At 60.9% G+C, this 15,202-nt stretch carries 14 protein-coding genes, 1 tRNA gene and 2 pseudogenes; 5 read left to right on the top strand and 12 right to left on the bottom strand.

What is annotated here, in order from left to right:
* Nucleotides 1-14 precede the first annotated feature (14 nt).
* Together A9K66_RS27415 and A9K66_RS27410 are read right to left on the bottom strand one after the other, a co-directional pair.
* On the bottom strand, nucleotides 15-710 hold the full coding sequence (locus tag A9K66_RS27415) for an RlmE family RNA methyltransferase (RefSeq protein WP_067329957.1): 696 nt from the start codon (nucleotides 708-710) through the stop codon (nucleotides 15-17).
* Entirely contained in the window at nucleotides 707-2,041 is a 1,335-nt protein-coding gene (locus A9K66_RS27410; RefSeq protein WP_067329955.1) for a Ppx/GppA phosphatase family protein, read from the bottom strand. Before A9K66_RS27410 ends, A9K66_RS27415 begins: the two co-directional genes overlap by 4 nt.
* A gap of 248 nt (nucleotides 2,042-2,289) precedes the next feature.
* Between A9K66_RS27410 and A9K66_RS27405 the strand changes: the two genes are divergently transcribed.
* Both A9K66_RS27405 and A9K66_RS27400 read left to right on the top strand, forming a co-directional pair.
* The gene (locus A9K66_RS27405; protein ID WP_067329952.1) at nucleotides 2,290-3,222 is read left to right on the top strand and encodes a YbhN family protein; all 933 of its coding nucleotides are present in this window, start codon (nucleotides 2,290-2,292) and stop codon (nucleotides 3,220-3,222) included.
* 143 nt (nucleotides 3,223-3,365) lie between these two features.
* Nucleotides 3,366-3,439: transfer RNA gene (locus A9K66_RS27400), tRNA-Gln, on the top strand.
* 692 nt (nucleotides 3,440-4,131) lie between these two features.
* Here the strand turns inward: A9K66_RS27400 and A9K66_RS31365 are convergent.
* The 6 genes and pseudogenes from A9K66_RS31365 to A9K66_RS27365 all read right to left on the bottom strand — a co-directional run.
* Nucleotides 4,132-4,251, bottom strand: a pseudogene (locus A9K66_RS31365) (PilZ domain-containing protein); the annotation flags it as partial.
* Nucleotides 4,252-4,792: 541 nt separating this feature from the next.
* Nucleotides 4,793-5,209 carry a hypothetical protein gene (locus tag A9K66_RS30880; protein WP_067329944.1) on the bottom strand — a complete coding sequence of 139 codons (417 nt, stop codon included), beginning with the start codon at nucleotides 5,207-5,209 and terminating at the stop codon, nucleotides 4,793-4,795.
* 451 nt (nucleotides 5,210-5,660) lie between these two features.
* Nucleotides 5,661-5,906, bottom strand: coding sequence for a hypothetical protein (locus A9K66_RS27380; RefSeq protein ID WP_067329942.1), 246 nt, complete (start codon nucleotides 5,904-5,906; stop codon nucleotides 5,661-5,663).
* Nucleotides 5,907-6,004: 98 nt separating this feature from the next.
* Entirely contained in the window at nucleotides 6,005-7,459 is a 1,455-nt protein-coding gene (locus tag A9K66_RS27375) for a winged helix-turn-helix domain-containing protein (protein ID WP_245307710.1), read from the bottom strand.
* Between the two features lie 188 nt (nucleotides 7,460-7,647).
* Complete coding sequence (locus tag A9K66_RS27370; RefSeq protein ID WP_245307709.1) at nucleotides 7,648-9,603, bottom strand: HWE histidine kinase domain-containing protein; 1,956 nt, start codon at nucleotides 9,601-9,603, stop codon at nucleotides 7,648-7,650.
* A 403-nt stretch (nucleotides 9,604-10,006) separates the two neighbouring features.
* The gene (locus A9K66_RS27365; protein WP_067329935.1) at nucleotides 10,007-10,234 is read right to left on the bottom strand and encodes a hypothetical protein; all 228 of its coding nucleotides are present in this window, start codon (nucleotides 10,232-10,234) and stop codon (nucleotides 10,007-10,009) included.
* Nucleotides 10,235-10,389: 155 nt separating this feature from the next.
* On the opposite strand from A9K66_RS27365, the gene A9K66_RS27360 reads away from it, so the two are divergent.
* Nucleotides 10,390-10,758, top strand: a complete 369-nt coding sequence (locus A9K66_RS27360; RefSeq protein WP_067329933.1) for a hypothetical protein — start codon at nucleotides 10,390-10,392, stop codon at nucleotides 10,756-10,758.
* A 267-nt stretch (nucleotides 10,759-11,025) separates the two neighbouring features.
* Nucleotides 11,026-11,919 carry a lipid kinase gene (locus tag A9K66_RS27355; protein ID WP_067329930.1) on the top strand — a complete coding sequence of 298 codons (894 nt, stop codon included), beginning with the start codon at nucleotides 11,026-11,028 and terminating at the stop codon, nucleotides 11,917-11,919.
* A gap of 10 nt (nucleotides 11,920-11,929) precedes the next feature.
* Here A9K66_RS27355 and A9K66_RS27350 read toward each other — a convergent pair whose 3' ends face one another.
* From A9K66_RS27350 to A9K66_RS27340, 3 genes are read right to left on the bottom strand one after another with little or no spacing between them, the layout of a single operon-like run.
* On the bottom strand, nucleotides 11,930-12,154 hold the full coding sequence (locus A9K66_RS27350) for a hypothetical protein (RefSeq protein ID WP_067329928.1): 225 nt from the start codon (nucleotides 12,152-12,154) through the stop codon (nucleotides 11,930-11,932).
* Between the two features lie 44 nt (nucleotides 12,155-12,198).
* Nucleotides 12,199-12,714: a metallophosphoesterase gene (locus tag A9K66_RS27345; RefSeq protein ID WP_067329925.1), complete on the bottom strand. Its 516-nt coding sequence runs from the start codon at nucleotides 12,712-12,714 to the stop codon at nucleotides 12,199-12,201.
* A 46-nt stretch (nucleotides 12,715-12,760) separates the two neighbouring features.
* Entirely contained in the window at nucleotides 12,761-13,225 is a 465-nt protein-coding gene (locus A9K66_RS27340) for a hypothetical protein (RefSeq protein ID WP_067329922.1), read from the bottom strand.
* Between the two features lie 1,369 nt (nucleotides 13,226-14,594).
* Here A9K66_RS27340 and A9K66_RS27330 point away from each other — a divergent pair.
* Nucleotides 14,595-14,828, top strand: coding sequence for a hypothetical protein (locus A9K66_RS27330; RefSeq protein WP_067329916.1), 234 nt, complete (start codon nucleotides 14,595-14,597; stop codon nucleotides 14,826-14,828).
* Between the two features lie 110 nt (nucleotides 14,829-14,938).
* On the opposite strand, the pseudogene A9K66_RS27325 reads toward A9K66_RS27330, so the two are convergent.
* Nucleotides 14,939-15,202 (bottom strand): annotated as a pseudogene (locus tag A9K66_RS27325) (aldehyde dehydrogenase family protein); the annotation flags it as partial.

The raw sequence follows: 15,202 nt of genomic DNA, 5'->3' as shown, positions 1-15,202 counted from the left end.
GAGAAGGTTAGGCGCTACCCCTTGAACTCCTTCGCCAGCAGGTAAAGCTCCACCGACTCGTCGCGCGAGGCCGGCGGCTTCACATGATGAACCGAGCGGAAATTCTGCTTGAGCCGCGAGAGCAGCTCGTTCTCGGCCCCGCCCTGAAAGGTCTTGGCGAGGAAATGGCCGCCGGGCTTCAAAACCTGCAGGGCGAAATCCGCCGCCACTTCGCACAAATGCATGGTGCGCAGATGATCGGTCCGGCGATGCCCGGTGGTGGGGGCAGCCATGTCCGACAGCACGACATCGGGCTGACCGCCGAGCGCCTCTGACAGCTTTTGCGGCGCGTCGTGATCGAGGAAATCCAACTGCAGGATGACAGCGCCCGGCACCGCGTCCATCTCAAGATAGTCGATGCCGACGACATGCGGGTTTTCCGCGCTCGATTTCGTGCGGGCCGCCGCCACCTGGCACCAGCCGCCGGGCGCGGCGCCGAGGTCGATCACCTTCATGCCGGGTCTCAAAAGATGATGCTTGTCGTCGATCTCGGTGAGCTTGTAGGCGGCGCGCGAACGGTACCCATCGGCCTTGGAGCGCTGCACATAAGGGTCGTTCATGTGCCGCTCGAGCCAGCGGCGCGAGGATTCCTTCAGGCCGCTCTTCTTCTTGATCCGGGTCTTCAACACGCGCATGCCGGCCGAGCCCGGCTTCTCTGGCTTCCTGCTCATTGTCGGCCGCGCCCGTCATGACGCCAGACGCCGTCATCGGCCATCAGTTCGCTCAATATGCCTTCGCGCAAGCCGCGGTCGGCGACCCGCAGCCGCTCCGACGGCCACACGCCGCGGATCGCTTCCAGGATGGCGCAGCCGGCAAGCACCAGGTCGGCGCGGTCGGCGCCGATGCAGGGATTGGCGACGCGCTGCTGGAAATCCCAGCCGATCAGTTTTTCCACCATGCGGTCGACGCTCTGACGGTCCATCCACAGCCCGTCGACGCGGCGGCGATCGTAGCGCTCGAGGTCGAGATGGACGCCGGCCAGCGTCGTCACCGTGCCGGAGGTGCCGAGCAGATGGAAATTCGGACTGGCGAGCACATGCGCGAGCCGGTCGCGCCCGTCGAAGGCTTTGAGCCGCACCGCAACGTCATCGACCATGGCGGCGAAGGTCTCGCGCGTCACCGTGCGACCGCCGAAACGTTCGGCGAGCGAGACGACACCCACGGGCAGCGACGTCCAGGAGACGATGTGGTTGGCAAGCTGCGGCGAGCGTTGGCCGCGCGTGAGGTCGATCAATGCGATCTCGGACGAGCCGCCGCCAATGTCGAACAGCACCACGCCGCGCGTTTCGCGCTCGACCAGCGAGCCGCAGCCAGAGACGGCCAGCCGGGCCTCGGTCTGGCGATCGATGATCTCCAGCTTCAGACCGGCCTCGCGCTCGACCCGTTCGAGGAAGTCGACGCCGTTTTCGGCCGAGCGGCAGGCCTCGGTGGCGATCAGCCTCGCCTTCCTGATCTTGCGGTTGCGCAGCTTGTCTCCGCAGACCTTCAACGCCTCGACGGCACGGTCCATGGCCGCCTGGCCGAGCCGCCCGCTGGCCGAAAGCCCCTCGCCCAGCCTGACAATGCGCGAGAACGCATCGATGACGCGGAACTGGCCGTGGCGGGCGGGCACCGCGACCAGCAGCCGGCAATTGTTGGTGCCGAGGTCGAGCGCTGCGAATACCGGCAGTTCCTGATGCGACGGGCGCGCGCCATTTGGAAGCGACGGTCGCGGCTGGGGGACGATCGGCGCGGGTTCAGGCGCAAGGCTGGCGGGAGCGGCGACGGGCCCCGGCGAGGGTATTCCGCCGTTCTCATCACGTGCGAAAACCTTGCGGCCTCGCCTGCGCTTGCGGCGCTTGCGCGTTTTGCCTTTCGGGTTCTCGCCTTGATTGTCGGCATGTCTTGCGTGCGCGCCCGCATGGCGGCTGAAACGCCCCGCGGGCGGGCCCGCCGGTACCGCCGGCGATGCCCCGGACACGCCCACTGCCGACGCGCCCGCGCCGGTATCGTGGTCTTCCACTTCAATTCCTTTCGGCGCCGCGCGAACCAGCAAGGACGCAGCAGGCACCTCGATTTGTTCAAGTTGAGAACAGACTAGCAGCGCGCTTTGCAATCACCAAGAGCGCATGGCCCGATTTTTGGCGCCGTCACGCAGGGGCCACCTCATGCCGGTTGAATAGCCGGCTTCAATCAGGCATGTCTCAATGAGACTTGGAACGGGTTTGGGCGACATCATAGCAATGAGCTTAATCGCATGACGACGACGCCATGAACTGGACGCGCTATTTCTGGCCGGTCATCGGCGTAGCGGCCGTGGTGTTCTCGCTCTGGCTGCTCATCCATGAGTTGCGCGGCATCTCACTCGACGATGTTTGGGCCGGTATCGTCGCCATCCCCCCGCGCGCCTGGGTGCTGGCGGCGCTGAGCTCGGTCGTCGCCTATACCTCCCTCGCCGGCTACGACCACATTGCGCTGCTCCATATCGGCAAGAAAGTTTCGTGGCTGTTCGTCACGCTCTGCTCCTTCACCACCTATGCGCTGTCGCACAATATCGGCGGCTCGGTGCTGTCTGGCGCGGTGATCCGCTACCGCGCCTATGGCACCCGGGGGCTGACCGGCCAGGATGTCGGCGTGCTGGTGGCGATCTGCTGGATCACCTTCGTGCTCTCCAGCCTGCTTGTCGGGGGTCTCGTGCTGGTGCTGGAGCCGGAGATCGTCGACCGTTTCACCACGACCCCGCACCACGAGTTGGCAACAGCCGCCGGCCTCGCCATGCTGATCCTGGTTGCGGTCTATGTGTTCTGCAGCTGGCTGCATCTGAGGCCGCTCAAGGTCGGCAGCTTCCAGCTGCATTACCCGGCACTGCCGATCGTGGCGCGGCAATTGCTGATCGGCCCGGTCGAGCTGCTCGCGGCGGCGGCCATCATCTACTTTGCCTTGCCGGCGGCCGGCAATCCCGGCTATTTCGTCGTGCTCGGCGTCTTCATGATATCCTTTTCGGTCGGGTTGCTGTCGCATGCGCCGGGCGCGCTCGGCGTCTTCGAGGTGGTCTTCCTGGCCGGACTGTCGCACATGGATCCGGTCGGCGTGCTCGCCGCACTCCTGGTGTTCCGCCTGTTCTACCTGATCATCCCGCTGCTGATCGGGCTCGGCGTGGTGCTGTTCTTCGAGCATTCGCAATACAGCCGCGGCGAAGGCTGAGCGTCCCCGTGCGGCCCGCGATCGAATGAGAAAAAGGCTGCGGTTGAACTGCGGCGCGGGGTTGACTATTTTCGGATGGCGGCTACAAGGCAGCGCTCGCGGCGCTTGAGCCGCCCGCTTCGCGCGATACCGACCGCGCCTGCTGGGGAATAGGTTAACGGTAGACCAGCGGACTCTGACTCCGTTAGTCCTGGTTCGAATCCAGGTTCCCCAGCCAACGAAATATCCAAGCAGAACAATGCCTTAGATGAAAACATGGTCTCCGGACCGTGGTTACATCACATTTGCAACACGCTCTCACCTAAGCCCTTGTTTTCCGTGCATTGCAAAACATTCCCGCTCACACGGAATGGCGGTGATGTTCTCGGCACGTTCTTGAATTAGCAGGCACTAACGGGTCTGTGAATCCTGTCACAGACGCTCCTGGCGCATCGGCCTAGCTTGTGCAGCGGTGAAGGGAGTGCCCTGATGCTTGTGAACCTTCCTATGCTTATGAACCTTCCTCTAGTCGTAGCTGGTCCCGTTGTCGATTGGTTTGGTCGCCGAGCCGATCAGAGGGCGCTATTGAAGGCAACTGACGATCTGAGCGACTCACCGGACGACATGCTCAGCGACATGGGGATTTCCCGCGACGACATCGAGACCGCGCGCTGGCGGTCCAGCCGGAGAGTGAGCTGACAGAAAGCCCGGAAGCCGGATGCTAGCCCTGCTCTGGTGCACATCGCCATCGCTCCCATGCGAAGCGCCCGCTGCGTTGCCGCAGCGAGCGCTCCAGTGGTCCCCGCATCCCTCGCAGCCAAGACGGTACGCCTCGGTAAGAGGGATCATAAGCGCGCCCTAGTTGAAGCGCTGCATATTCAGATTGCGTGACATTTCTGCCACTAGAGACAGGAAGGCCGGAGCCGGCATTCAACCGTAATGGAACTTCGGCTTTGGCTCGGTGCCCTTGAATTCAACGCCTACGCGATCACTCTTGCGCCATCGAACAACAGTCCTGTAGGCGATCCCATCAACTGGTACGCAAAGCAGGCATTTATGGTCTGGCCCGAGCCGTTTCACCAGTGCGGCAACGTCCAATACCGCCGACCGCCGGCAAGTGAGGCAATAGACAGAAAGACCCGTCCCGGCCTCCAGCTTTTGCCGAGTGTGTCTTCCGTGAAGGGAAATTTCATTGTCATGGCGATCCTCGCAAATTGGGGTCGCCGCACCGGTGAGGATTATTCCTGATCGCCAGGGCGATTGCCAAAGAGGTTACGCGATCACACCATGTCCTTTTGAGGTAGAAATTAGCTATCTTGCATATGCGGCGGACCACTAGTCGCTAGGCCGGCGCCGGGCTCTCAGGCAATTCTCCCCCACGAGAAAAGGCGCCGGTCACCTTAGCCCGCCGCTGGGTGTGGGGGCACACCGAGCGCAGGGCCACGAGCGGCCGATGATCAGGATCAGCAGCGCCAACACGATGAAGGTGTAGGGCCGGCTGAGGGCAATGCGGACGAGTGCAATCATGAAACAATGCCTGAGGCGAACCAATGACGCGTGTAGGTCGCCTCAACCCTTCAGGTTTTCTTACTCACACCATTCGGCAACCGAACGGCTGCCTAGGCCGGCTCAGCGTAGATGCCACCAGGCGGAAGGGCCTTGAGCTTGGTTGCGTCGTATGTGTCGTCAAACGCAACGTAGAAGGTTCCAGACAGGATGTCCCGAAGCGGGAATCGAGGTGCGACAGCGGCATGCCGTGTTGCTGCGGCTCAAGCCGCAGCAACACGGCATGCAATCCAGGCTTCGTCGCATTCACATGGGGCACCGTAGCGTTCTGGCCGTTGACCCGGGACATGCCGGTCGTGTCGGACGTGCTCGTGGTGATGGAGGGTTCCCGGGGCCTCGCAACAGCGAGTGGCATTTGAGCGTCCGCTGCCTGGACTGCATTCATTCCCGCTGGCGACAGCAAGGCCGCGGCGAACATCAGGTACCGGAAAGCCGACTTCATCGATCGCTCCTTGGTCGAAAGGCAACTCTTAGGGGAGCCGACCAACTCCCTATTCAACTTCCCTGGGCAAGCAGTGCCTTCTGCCTCCAGCCCGCAATCGAGGTCCGCTGCAGCGTGGGCCCGATCGCGCGTTCCCGACAGGCATCGATGTCTGCTCCATCGGTCGTCAGGCACGCAGCCCTGCTTCGCTGGTGGCGTTGAGAGCAGAGGCGTTCTGAACGACCCATCGCCCAAAAAGGTTGTACGCGTCCAATTTGGAAAACGCAGAAACACTCATCACCACGGTGAATAATGTGCGGCTTCAGGCTCAACCGGCTGGTCGGTCTTCCAAGCCAATATGCTGCAGAGGAACGCCACTCGCGTGCGCAGGGCGGCGAGCGGCCGATGGATCAGCAGCAGGAAAGGCTCTCTTCCGCTGCCGTCTTTCCCCCAGAGGATGAGCGGACGACTCCTAGCCGTTCAAGGCGGGCAACGGCTGCGAAATGGTGAGACTTGCGGAATATACCGGCCTGCCGGCTTCGTCATGAACGGCAACGGTCACAGTCTCATCTAAGTCGCTTGAGGCGATTTCGTCTGCAGCGATATCGTGAAGCGCCTTCAGCGCTTCTCGTCGCAGGTCGGTGAGGTTGCCGAGGTCGACCCAAGCATCGCCGAGGCTTTGCCCATTTCGGAAGACTTCGAACAGATAGTTCGGCATGCATTATTGTGGGCCGCACGAGATGCACCCGCATTCAAATTTGAGAGATGGGAAGCATCCACCCTCCGAGTGTGAAAATAGCCTTCCCTGGGGTGCGTTCAGGCGGGAAAACCGGCCTTTCTGAAGCCTGATGTGAAAAGCCCGAGGGCGACATGGTCGGCGAACGGGAGATTTGAAATCAGCCGGAGAGTCAGGTCGTGTTTCCTGGTCAGTGCCTCCTCGACTTCAGCGCGGGCCTTCTCCGTCTCGCCTAAATGTGCGTAAGACGATGCGAGGAAAGCATGGACGAAGAATTGGTCGCCAGCCTTCTGATACGAAGCGACGGCTTCGGAGTACCTTCCAAGCAGGAACAGGGAGCTACCCTTCACCTCCCAGAACCACATCGGTGGTACCGGGTCGCGCAGGAGCGCTGTTTCGAGCACGTTGAGCGCCGTCTCGGCCCGCCCGCCGTAGTTGAGCCAGCTTGCGTAATCCCCCGCTATGTTCACGTCCAGCGGGTTCAACGAGCGCGCTCGCTCGAAATGCACTCCCGCATCGCTGTGTTGGCGCATGTGGGTAAGGACCAGCCCCATGCTCTGGTGACAGACGCCATCGCTCCTGTCGAGAGCGAGCGCCGTTCGAGCGGCGTCCCAGGCCTTCTGTAGCGTCCGCAGACCGTTGTCGTACCAAAATCTGCCGACGAGGGCCTGCGCCAGGAAGGCGTGACCTTGAGCGAATGCCGAATCGAGCTCGACACACCGCGCGAAGAGGGGCTCGGCCTTGTCCAGTTCATATCGGTAGAAGTGCGCGCGCCCCTGCAGGTAGTAGTCGTATGCGTCCCAATCGGTCGGACGCTTGCGTCTGCTGCGGCTCGCCGAATCGGCCTCCGTTTGGCCTTCGACCATCGAGGCGATAAGAGCCGCAACCTCGTCTTGCAATGCGAAAATGTCGTCGAGGGCCCGGTCGTACCGTTGGGCCCAAAGGTGGGTGCCAGTGGCGGCATCAATCAATTGTGTGGTGATCCGAATGCGATCACCGAGCTTTCGTATGCTGCCTGCGACGAGGTAGCGAACTCCGAGCTTGCGGTGGGCTTCGGCAGTGTCCAACGCGGGGTGACGGAACTGAAACGATGAATTGCGTGCGATGACGAGCAGGGAGCGGAACCTGGCCAGCTCCGTAATTATGTCCTCGGTTATGCCGTCGCTGAGATACTGCTGGTCCGGATCGCCGCCCGAGTTGACAAAGGGCAGCACCGCGATCGACGGCTTGCCGGGCGGTGGGATCGCTCCGTAGGACGCGCTCGCCACCGGCTCGACAGTCCCCGTGAAGCGGTACCCGAGGCGAGGCACTGTGGCGATCCACTCACCGCCGTTATCAGCCGGACCGAGTGCCTTTCTCAGCGTCGCGATTTGGACGGTAAGGTTGCCTTCCTCAACGGCGGTGCCCGGCCAGGCAGCGTCCATCAGCTCGGCCTTCGTCAGGATCTCACCGGGCCGCGCGGTAAGCGCAGCAAGCAGCGTCAGTCCACGATGCCCAACAGTGATCGGGATCTGGTCTTTAAGAAGCGTCCCCATGTCGGGATCGAGTACGAACGGACCGAAGGCGATGCGACACCGCTGCATTTGGGCATATTAGACGTTTGGAAGTTGTCGGAACAGGCACCCCCTAAATTCCTGGGCCAAACTCTCCATTCTTCCTAGGTGGTGGTGCTGAAAGACGTCGCGGGTCTCTTCGCCGTCTGCTGTTTGCGTAGCCACTTACGCTACTTGCTATGGTCCAATCCCACCTTAAAAATGCAACGCAGGCCGGAGCGATCGTAGACCAGCTCAACCCCGCCCGTTCTTTCGCTGTCGAACACTCGCTGCAGGAGTTGCGTACCAAAGCCGTGTTTGCCAGGCACGACCGGCGGGCCGCCTTGCTCGCACCATTCGAGGACCAGAATTCGGCCCCCATCTGCGTATTCCAACCGCCACGAGATCGAGACCGATCCGGTAGGATTGGAGAGCGCCCCATATTTGATGGCGTTCGTGGTAAGTTCATGAATGGCCAGTGCGAAGGAAAGCGCCACGTTCGAGGGCAACCAAACCGGCTCGCCTGTGAGATCGAACCGATCGAGAGAGGCATGCGGGTCGATCGAGGCGGCAATGAGCGTGCTGAGATCGGCACCGCTCCAATTCTCCCGGGTGAGGATATCATGCGCTTGTGCCAGCGAAACCAGCCGGGCCGAAAGCGCCTCCTTTGCGAGCGCGAGGCTGGTTGCGCTGCGCATGGTCTGGCTCGCGATTGCCTGAACTACGGCCAGCGTGTTCTTGACCCGGTGGTTTAGTTCATTGATCAACAGTTGGCGCTGCTCCTCACTCCGTTTGCGCTCGGAGATGTCGAGGCTGATCTGGACAGCGCCTATTACCGAGCCTGCCGCATCGCGGACGGGCCGCGCGCTGGAAAGCAGGTAACGTTGCACCCCGGATGGCAGCGTATAGGCGAATTCCTCACTGTCAGTTTCCTCGCCGCGCATGGCTCTGCTCAGCGGACGGTCTTCCCGGCTGATGGTCTGGCCGTCTTTGTACGCCAGCGTTTCGATCACCAAGTCGGGCGTCCCAAAGGATCTCCGGGACTCCGTCGATAGGCCCATCAGTTCCGCCGCGAACCGGTTGCGGATCACCTGTCGCGCTTGCGGATCATAGGTGAACCAGACCGCCACCGGCGCCGTATCCAGAACGGTTTCCAACTCGCGCGTGCGTTCCGCGATTGCACGGCCGGCTTTGATCATGGCTTGGGCAATCGTGTCGAACTCGGCGACAGACGTCGACATAGGTTTGACCTCGCTCCCTTTGCCGAGCGCATCGGCGCGCGCGGCGAGGTCGACTGTCGCCTTGGTGAAGGTTTTACCGACCACGTAGCCCAGAGTGAGCGAAAAAAGCAGCGCAGTTAGGCCTGTTGCGCCAATGTGTGCGAGAGACCACCAGAGAGGTGCCTGAACATCAGAAAGCGGAACATTGGCGGTGTAGAACCAGTCCGAATAGGGCGATCGATAGTACCCGGCCAGCAGCGTGGTGCCTTCGAAATTGCGAGATCGGAACGTACCGGAGCGGCCGACGACCTTTGCTAAATATTCCGGCAAACCGGGCTTGCCGGTCACCTCACCATGCAACTTGGACCTTGCAACGTAGTTGCCCTCACGATCACCGACAGCGACCGTCCACCCCGCTGGGACCGCGGGCAGCATAGCAAGGCGAATGCGTTCCGTCGGGACCGACATCGAAAGCAGCAACGACTGGCCTTTCGAGCCCGACACTTGTCTGGTGACCGCGATCCGGTATGCGTTCGATCGCGGCGCGGCGAACACGTTGCTGACCAGCACGCCAGCAAGATCCAGGTGCTCGCGCTCCTCGGGCGTCAGCGGTTCGGCCGAAGGCTCGGAGCCCTTGGCGGATTGAGTGCTTGCCAAGGCGCGGCCACCGAGATCACGCAGCGTGATTACCTGATCCGTACCCTGGACGAGGCGGCTCGCCTCGTTGCTAAAAGCCTGCAGATCATCATTGGCGAGAGCAGGCGACTTGGAGAGCCCTTCCAGAAGGGTCTTGAGATTGACGAGTTCGCCATCAACGACCAGCGACACCTGACGAGCAATCCAAAGCGCCTCCTGCTCGATACGAGACTGCTCATGCAGGGCGTAGGCAACGAACAGATAGGCAGCAAACAGCCAGACCGGCAACACGGCCGCTGCGATTAGTCCAAGCAGATGGGCTCGTACCGATCGACGAGGCAAATCTGTTTCCCTGTCTTCCCCAATACTGCAAGCTTAGCCGCAAGCTGGCGAACGACAAGCTTAGATTAACACTGCTGAACATGGCCAAGCTCGAAGGCCGCTTGGCGCCAGACAATGCGGCTAAGCGAAAATCACTGAGTTGCAAAGAGTCCCGCCCGAGGGGTGGACAGAGGAGCCACGCGGGAACCAGAGCTTGGTTTTGCCGTCATTTCCGGCTCGGCGGGCCAGCGTATCTCGTCGCCTTTCATTCGAGGGACGAAAAGGTGGCGTAACCCTCGTCCGGCAAGACGGTACGCCTCCCTAGATGGATAATAAGCGCGCCCGAGCGCGGGGTCAGCCCGAGCGGTCTGCGCTACAGCGAACGCGATACCGTCGGGATGGCGGCAAGACTGACAATTGCCGGCTTGGTCTTGCATGCGCCGCTGCGCTGAACCAACAGGAGTTTTCTGGATTGCTCGACCAGTCTGGAGCTCTTGGCAACCATCACTCGCGTCTGGTCGATCAGCTCTAGATAGCGCATCTCCTGCTGGCGGAGTTGGATCAGCAAGCGGCGACGATTTTCCCTCTTCATTGCCTTCATCAGATTCCCTTCTCATCATCCGACCGGCACCGACAAGCTTGAGCAGACTGCGGCCTTGCTGCATGTAAGCGGGCAAGAAACTCGCTGCATTAACCTTTGTGATTTGCGCCTCAAAACCACAACGGAACGACGCGGGGGATTTCGCGTTGTGGGCAATGCTTCTCCACGACCACATCAGCATGGCGCGGCGCCACGTCCGACAGGGCGAGCGGCACATCGCACGTCAGCACGAGCGGATTGCCTGCCTCAGAACCAGCAGGCTGCCGATCGAGGATGCATTGAGGCTCCTGAGCCTGTTGGAAGAGGTTCACGCATTGCAGCGGCAGCACCTGTCGCGACTGCTATCGAAATCGGCCGGTAAAGCAGTCTCGGAGCTTTCGGCCGAGACGCAAGTGGTGGCGGGCCGGAATGACGTGATTGCGATTCCCGAGCCCATTATCGGGCTCGGGCTGGAGCTGGAGCAAGCGCTTAAAGAAATCTTGAGCGAGTCGGCCGCCAAACCTTCCAAGGACAAACTTCACTAGCCAAGGCGGCTCTCTCGCTCCTCGGGAGTCCTACTGCAAAAAGCGGATCGCTTCAGCCCGCCTTCTCAAGAAAGCGCTTCGCCATAGCCAATGTGGACCTTTTGCCCGCGAATTATCCGACGCCGCAGGCGCGCCTACGCTCTCCGTCGCTTAGAAACCGCGCGCCATAGGCGGGGCAGGTGTGACGTTTCGCGTCGGTTTGCGGTCGAAATCCGGAAGCAGCCACCCTATTTGCGTTGAGCCATGATCAGTCGGACCGGTCTTTGAATGAGCGAAGCAGCCAAAAGGCGCGCGTTGCTGCTCCTCAATCCCAAGGCTCGGCGCGGCCAGGAGATGCTCGCGCCAATTGTGGAGCGGCTGGGGCGAGGTCGGCTTTCCGTCACCGTTGAGATGTTCGAGGCGTTGCCTGAAATCGCTCGAGACATCGTTCGCTTACGCCATATGGCCGATCTTGTGGTCGTGTGCGGTGGCGATGGTTCGGTGTCCTCGGCGGCGACGGCGATCATGGAAAGCGGCCTGCCGATGGGCATCATTCCTATGGGGACGGCGAATGACCTTGCTCGTACGCTCAACATTCCGATGGATCTCCTGCAGGCCGCCGATGTGATCGCGCGAGGCCGGACTCGGCTGATCGATGTCGGGACGGTCAACGGTCATGCCTTTTTCAATGTCGCAAGTATCGGACTCAGCACCGAACTGGCGCAGGGTCTTGACCCCGCACTGAAGAAGCGCTTCGGCAGGCTGGGCTATGCGCTGGCGGCGATGAAAGTGTTGACCCGGGCCGCGCGGTTTCACGCGAAGATCACCGAGAAAGGCGCGGCGATCGAGGTGGAAACCTACCAGATCGCGGTTGGAAACGGTCGGCACTACGGCGGCGGCAACGTGGTGGAAGAAACGGCCGAGATCGATGACGGACATCTCGATCTCTATAGCTTGGAAATGACGAACCTCTGGAAGCTGGCTTTGATGCTCCGCTCTTTCCGTTCTGGAACGCATGGCGCATGGCGTGAGGTGCGCACGGCCAGGTGCGTCGAGTTCGACATCGAGACGCGGAAGGCGATGCCGGTCAACACCGATGGCGAGATCGTCACGTCGACACCGGCCCATTTCAAGGTTCACCCAAAGGCGATCTCGGTCTTCGCGCCGGATCGCGCCGTGTGAGCGCCCCGTCTTACGGTTTGATCAGTTTCCAGTGCCTCGCCTTGCGCTCGATCAGCGGCAGAGCACGAATGTGCTCGCCGTTGAGGAGAGAAGGTCGAAAGCGACGAAGGCGAGCCTGGGCGTTCCAGGTCATGCGCGAATGGATGGCATGGAAGTTCGGCCGTCCGTCGGGATCCCGCGTGATCATCTCGCCGTCGATGATGAAGGACTCGGGTGTTCGGTTAGCGCGGTCCAAAAGAACGGCCGCCCCTGATGCTCTCGCTGGCCGGCTGACCTACTTTAAGCTAGCGAAGCTTGCGCCCGGGCACCGCCTTTTTGGATCAATGCTGGAAGCGGGACCGGCCGAAAGTTCCAAGCATCTACGCCAACGTCGTACTGGCGTGGAAGCGGCTTAAGCTTCCCATGCGAGTGACCGTGCAAATTGATCGACTTCTTGCCCATCTGATTCCAGGTGCGGAACGGATAGTGGCACAGGATGAGAAGCACCCCATTGAACCTGAGTTCCGCGTAATGCTGAATACTGGCCCATCCGTCGGCGGCGGTCGTTTCGTCCGGGTCATTGTTGCCGATGATCAGGTTCTTGCGCCCATTGAGGCGCGACAGAAGTGCCTCCCCGCCTGCTTTGCCGTGGCGCGCGAAGTCGCCAAGATGCCAGACCTCGTCGTCAGGCGTGACGGTCTCGTTCCAGAAAGAGATCAGCGCTTCGTCATGTTCGGCAAGCGATGCGAAAGGCCGCCGGTCAATCCGTAGGATGCGGGCATCATTGAAATGCGTGTCGCTCGTAAAAAATAGCATCAGGGCATGCCGGCAATGCAGATCGAAACCCACCCTGGGCCTAAGGCTAGCAGCCTTCGGCCCTTAAGGATCTTACCATTCGCACAATGATCCGATCATAAGGCGTTTTCTCCGATCTGCTGTAGTTGATCGTGAAAAGCGCGGCGCGGTCATCACAGACCCTGATGGCGCGAACATATCGGATCTCGCCGTTGTTGATCCCTGAATAGCTGGCCCAGGTCGATGTCAGGCGCCGGTACGTCAACTTCCAGCCGGCCTTTTCGTCTTCCAGCATGCGATGCTCGATCTCGGCCCGAAAGCTGGCTCTTCCAAGTCTGGCGCCCCACACGGCAAGAAACGCGTCTTGTTCGCCTTGGAATGCAGCACCCTGATCCGAATGCTGGGTGAGGACGAAACCAGGCGGAACATCGAATGTGAAGCCCAGTTGCCGGACCCCAAACGGCTGCCACTCCTGGGCCTGAAGAGAGGCGGTGCAAAAAAGAAAAGTAAATATACTGAACGCAACCCGCATCGGCTTGATTTAGCGCCGCTTCATAGGGCGTCCAGATCAGTTGGGGCCCCCCGGCCCACCATCTGGTGATCCATCGCAGAGCTGCAGCGGCGTTCGGGCCATGATCTCGACGGACAAGCCTGGCTTGGCGCAAGTGTGTCGCCGGACTTTGCGGGAAGCTGCCGTGGACCCGCAACCGTCGATGCGGCACACCAGCCGCCAAGCTAACTCCAAGCCTGAATCGGCCGCCGTTCAGGCCCGAGCGGAAAAACTGGGGCGCAGGTCTGCTTCAGGAAAAGCTGGGCGTATACGTCCCGTTCTTCGGCTGTGATGCCTTGCTCGCGAGTCAATTGCTTGAAGGCTTCTCGCAACTGATCGAGGTCGAACGTTGAAATGTGTTTGGAGGTAGTCATTGCGCACCTAGGGGTGATGTTCCACTCATTTCTTGGCAGCTCGCGAGAGGCCTTGCGAAGGCTTGGCTTCCTGTCGGGTTCGCTTGCGCTGCTGTCTCCCAACGCGACGGCAATAGCCGACGCCACGTCGCACCGAACTGCGTTCAGCGAGGCTTGTTCCGCTGAACGGCTTGTCTTCTTTCTAATATTAGCAAAGTCTTTATGAAGGTCCCGCCGGCCCATGACTCGTTAACCATGGCAAAGGGCTTGAGCATTGGGCGACGAACTGCATCGATGCAATCATCATTCAGGATGACGGCCGGGCCGGTCTGTCGACCCCATCACCATCCCTACTCGATCCCAACGCCCCCCGAAAACAAGGCCAAAGACATGGTGAATCTTATCTGGGAGCTGGCAGCGTTTGCTGGTGATAGGAACGGGCAGACCAGCGGACTATTAACTCCGCCGGTCCTGGTTCGAATCCAGATTTGCAGCTAGAACTTCGTGTGAGAATTCAATTGCTTGGGATATGTCGTTTGCCGGCATCGCTGTCCGCGAGCTTCCCATACGACGATATATTAGCGAATTAACGAATCGTAGACCGCGCTGTCCTATTCTGGGACAGCGCGGACACTACCCATCGGCCGCGCAGGCGGCTCCGGCTTTCAGGCAACCCTACCCCTGGCCGGAGCCGCCACCTTTTACATACCAGCAAGGGTTGAATCAACCCTTACCAAGCATCCTTACTGGTGCATTTTGCCGATCGTTAGATTTTGAAATGTCGAGGATGTTAGCCGTACCGCGCGGGGATGATCTGCCTCCGCCGCATCCGATAGCATCCGGGAATCCGCCCCAAAGCCTTCACCGATCATATTAGCGATCAACGATGTATTAACGACTAAGGCGCAGCCTTGCCGGATCGGGGACGAGAACCGCCCCCTGATCGACGATCCGGTACTTTATGTGCCGAGACGTTCGACCGATGCGGAGCCAAACGCATGAGTGTCGAAACAGCGCTGGCGCAGCTGTTGCGCATGCTTCACCGTCGAGCCTTGAATTTGGCGGCGTTGCCGGACGATGAAAGACTTGCTCATTACGACCTCATCCGCCGCTCGTGCTGCGGAGCAGCCGAGCAAATCGGCCAGAGTCCCGATAATGCCGCCATCACGGCAAACAGCGTGGTTGAATTCACCCGCGCCATGGTGGGCATCATCGAGGCAAGGCGCGGGTAAGAAGGCGGCGAGGAAGAGCTGATCGGCTGTCGCGGCAAGCGGCTCATGGCAAATGGCAAAGCCGAGATCGCGCCCTTTCCCTATCTGCCTGCGCCGGCCTCTGCCTCCGCCTACTCCGCCGCCGCGTATCCCGCGATGCCCTTGATCTCCAGAAAATCCTCGAGACCGTATTCGGCATATTCGCGGCCGTTGCCGGACTGCTTGTAGCCGCCGAAGGGCAGGCCGGCGTCCCACGTCGGATAGTTGATATAGACGTTGCCGGAGCGCATGCGGGCCGCGGCCTGGCGCGCCTTCTCGATGTCCTTGGCCTGGATGTAGGAGGCGAGGCCGAAGACGGTGTCGTTGGCCAGCTCGATCGCCTGCTCGACCGTGTC

The sequence above is a fragment of the Mesorhizobium sp. AA23 genome (assembly GCF_001672435.1).
Lineage (GTDB): Bacteria > Pseudomonadota > Alphaproteobacteria > Rhizobiales > Rhizobiaceae > Mesorhizobium.
Note: the sequence above shows the minus strand (reverse complement) of the source record. Positions and strands in the feature narration are given on the sequence as shown.

What these genes read in the sequence shown, in the direction of transcription:
- A9K66_RS30880 (WP_067329944.1), bottom strand. Translation starts at nt 5,209, where the DNA reads ATGAAGTCGGCTTTCCGGTACCTGATGTTCGCCGCGGCCTTGCTGTCG.
- A9K66_RS27375 (WP_245307710.1), bottom strand. Translation starts at nt 7,459, where the DNA reads ATGGGGACGCTTCTTAAAGACCAGATCCCGATCACTGTTGGGCATCGT.
- A9K66_RS27355 (WP_067329930.1), top strand. Translation starts at nt 11,026, where the DNA reads ATGAGCGAAGCAGCCAAAAGGCGCGCGTTGCTGCTCCTCAATCCCAAG.
- A9K66_RS27365 (WP_067329935.1), bottom strand. Translation starts at nt 10,234, where the DNA reads ATGAAGGCAATGAAGAGGGAAAATCGTCGCCGCTTGCTGATCCAACTC.
- A9K66_RS27330 (WP_067329916.1), top strand. Translation starts at nt 14,595, where the DNA reads ATGAGTGTCGAAACAGCGCTGGCGCAGCTGTTGCGCATGCTTCACCGT.
- A9K66_RS27415 (WP_067329957.1), bottom strand. Translation starts at nt 710, where the DNA reads ATGAGCAGGAAGCCAGAGAAGCCGGGCTCGGCCGGCATGCGCGTGTTG.
- A9K66_RS27340 (WP_067329922.1), bottom strand. Translation starts at nt 13,225, where the DNA reads ATGCGGGTTGCGTTCAGTATATTTACTTTTCTTTTTTGCACCGCCTCT.
- A9K66_RS27405 (WP_067329952.1), top strand. Translation starts at nt 2,290, where the DNA reads ATGAACTGGACGCGCTATTTCTGGCCGGTCATCGGCGTAGCGGCCGTG.
- A9K66_RS27380 (WP_067329942.1), bottom strand. Translation starts at nt 5,906, where the DNA reads ATGCCGAACTATCTGTTCGAAGTCTTCCGAAATGGGCAAAGCCTCGGC.
- A9K66_RS27360 (WP_067329933.1), top strand. Translation starts at nt 10,390, where the DNA reads ATGCTTCTCCACGACCACATCAGCATGGCGCGGCGCCACGTCCGACAG.
- A9K66_RS27345 (WP_067329925.1), bottom strand. Translation starts at nt 12,714, where the DNA reads ATGCTATTTTTTACGAGCGACACGCATTTCAATGATGCCCGCATCCTA.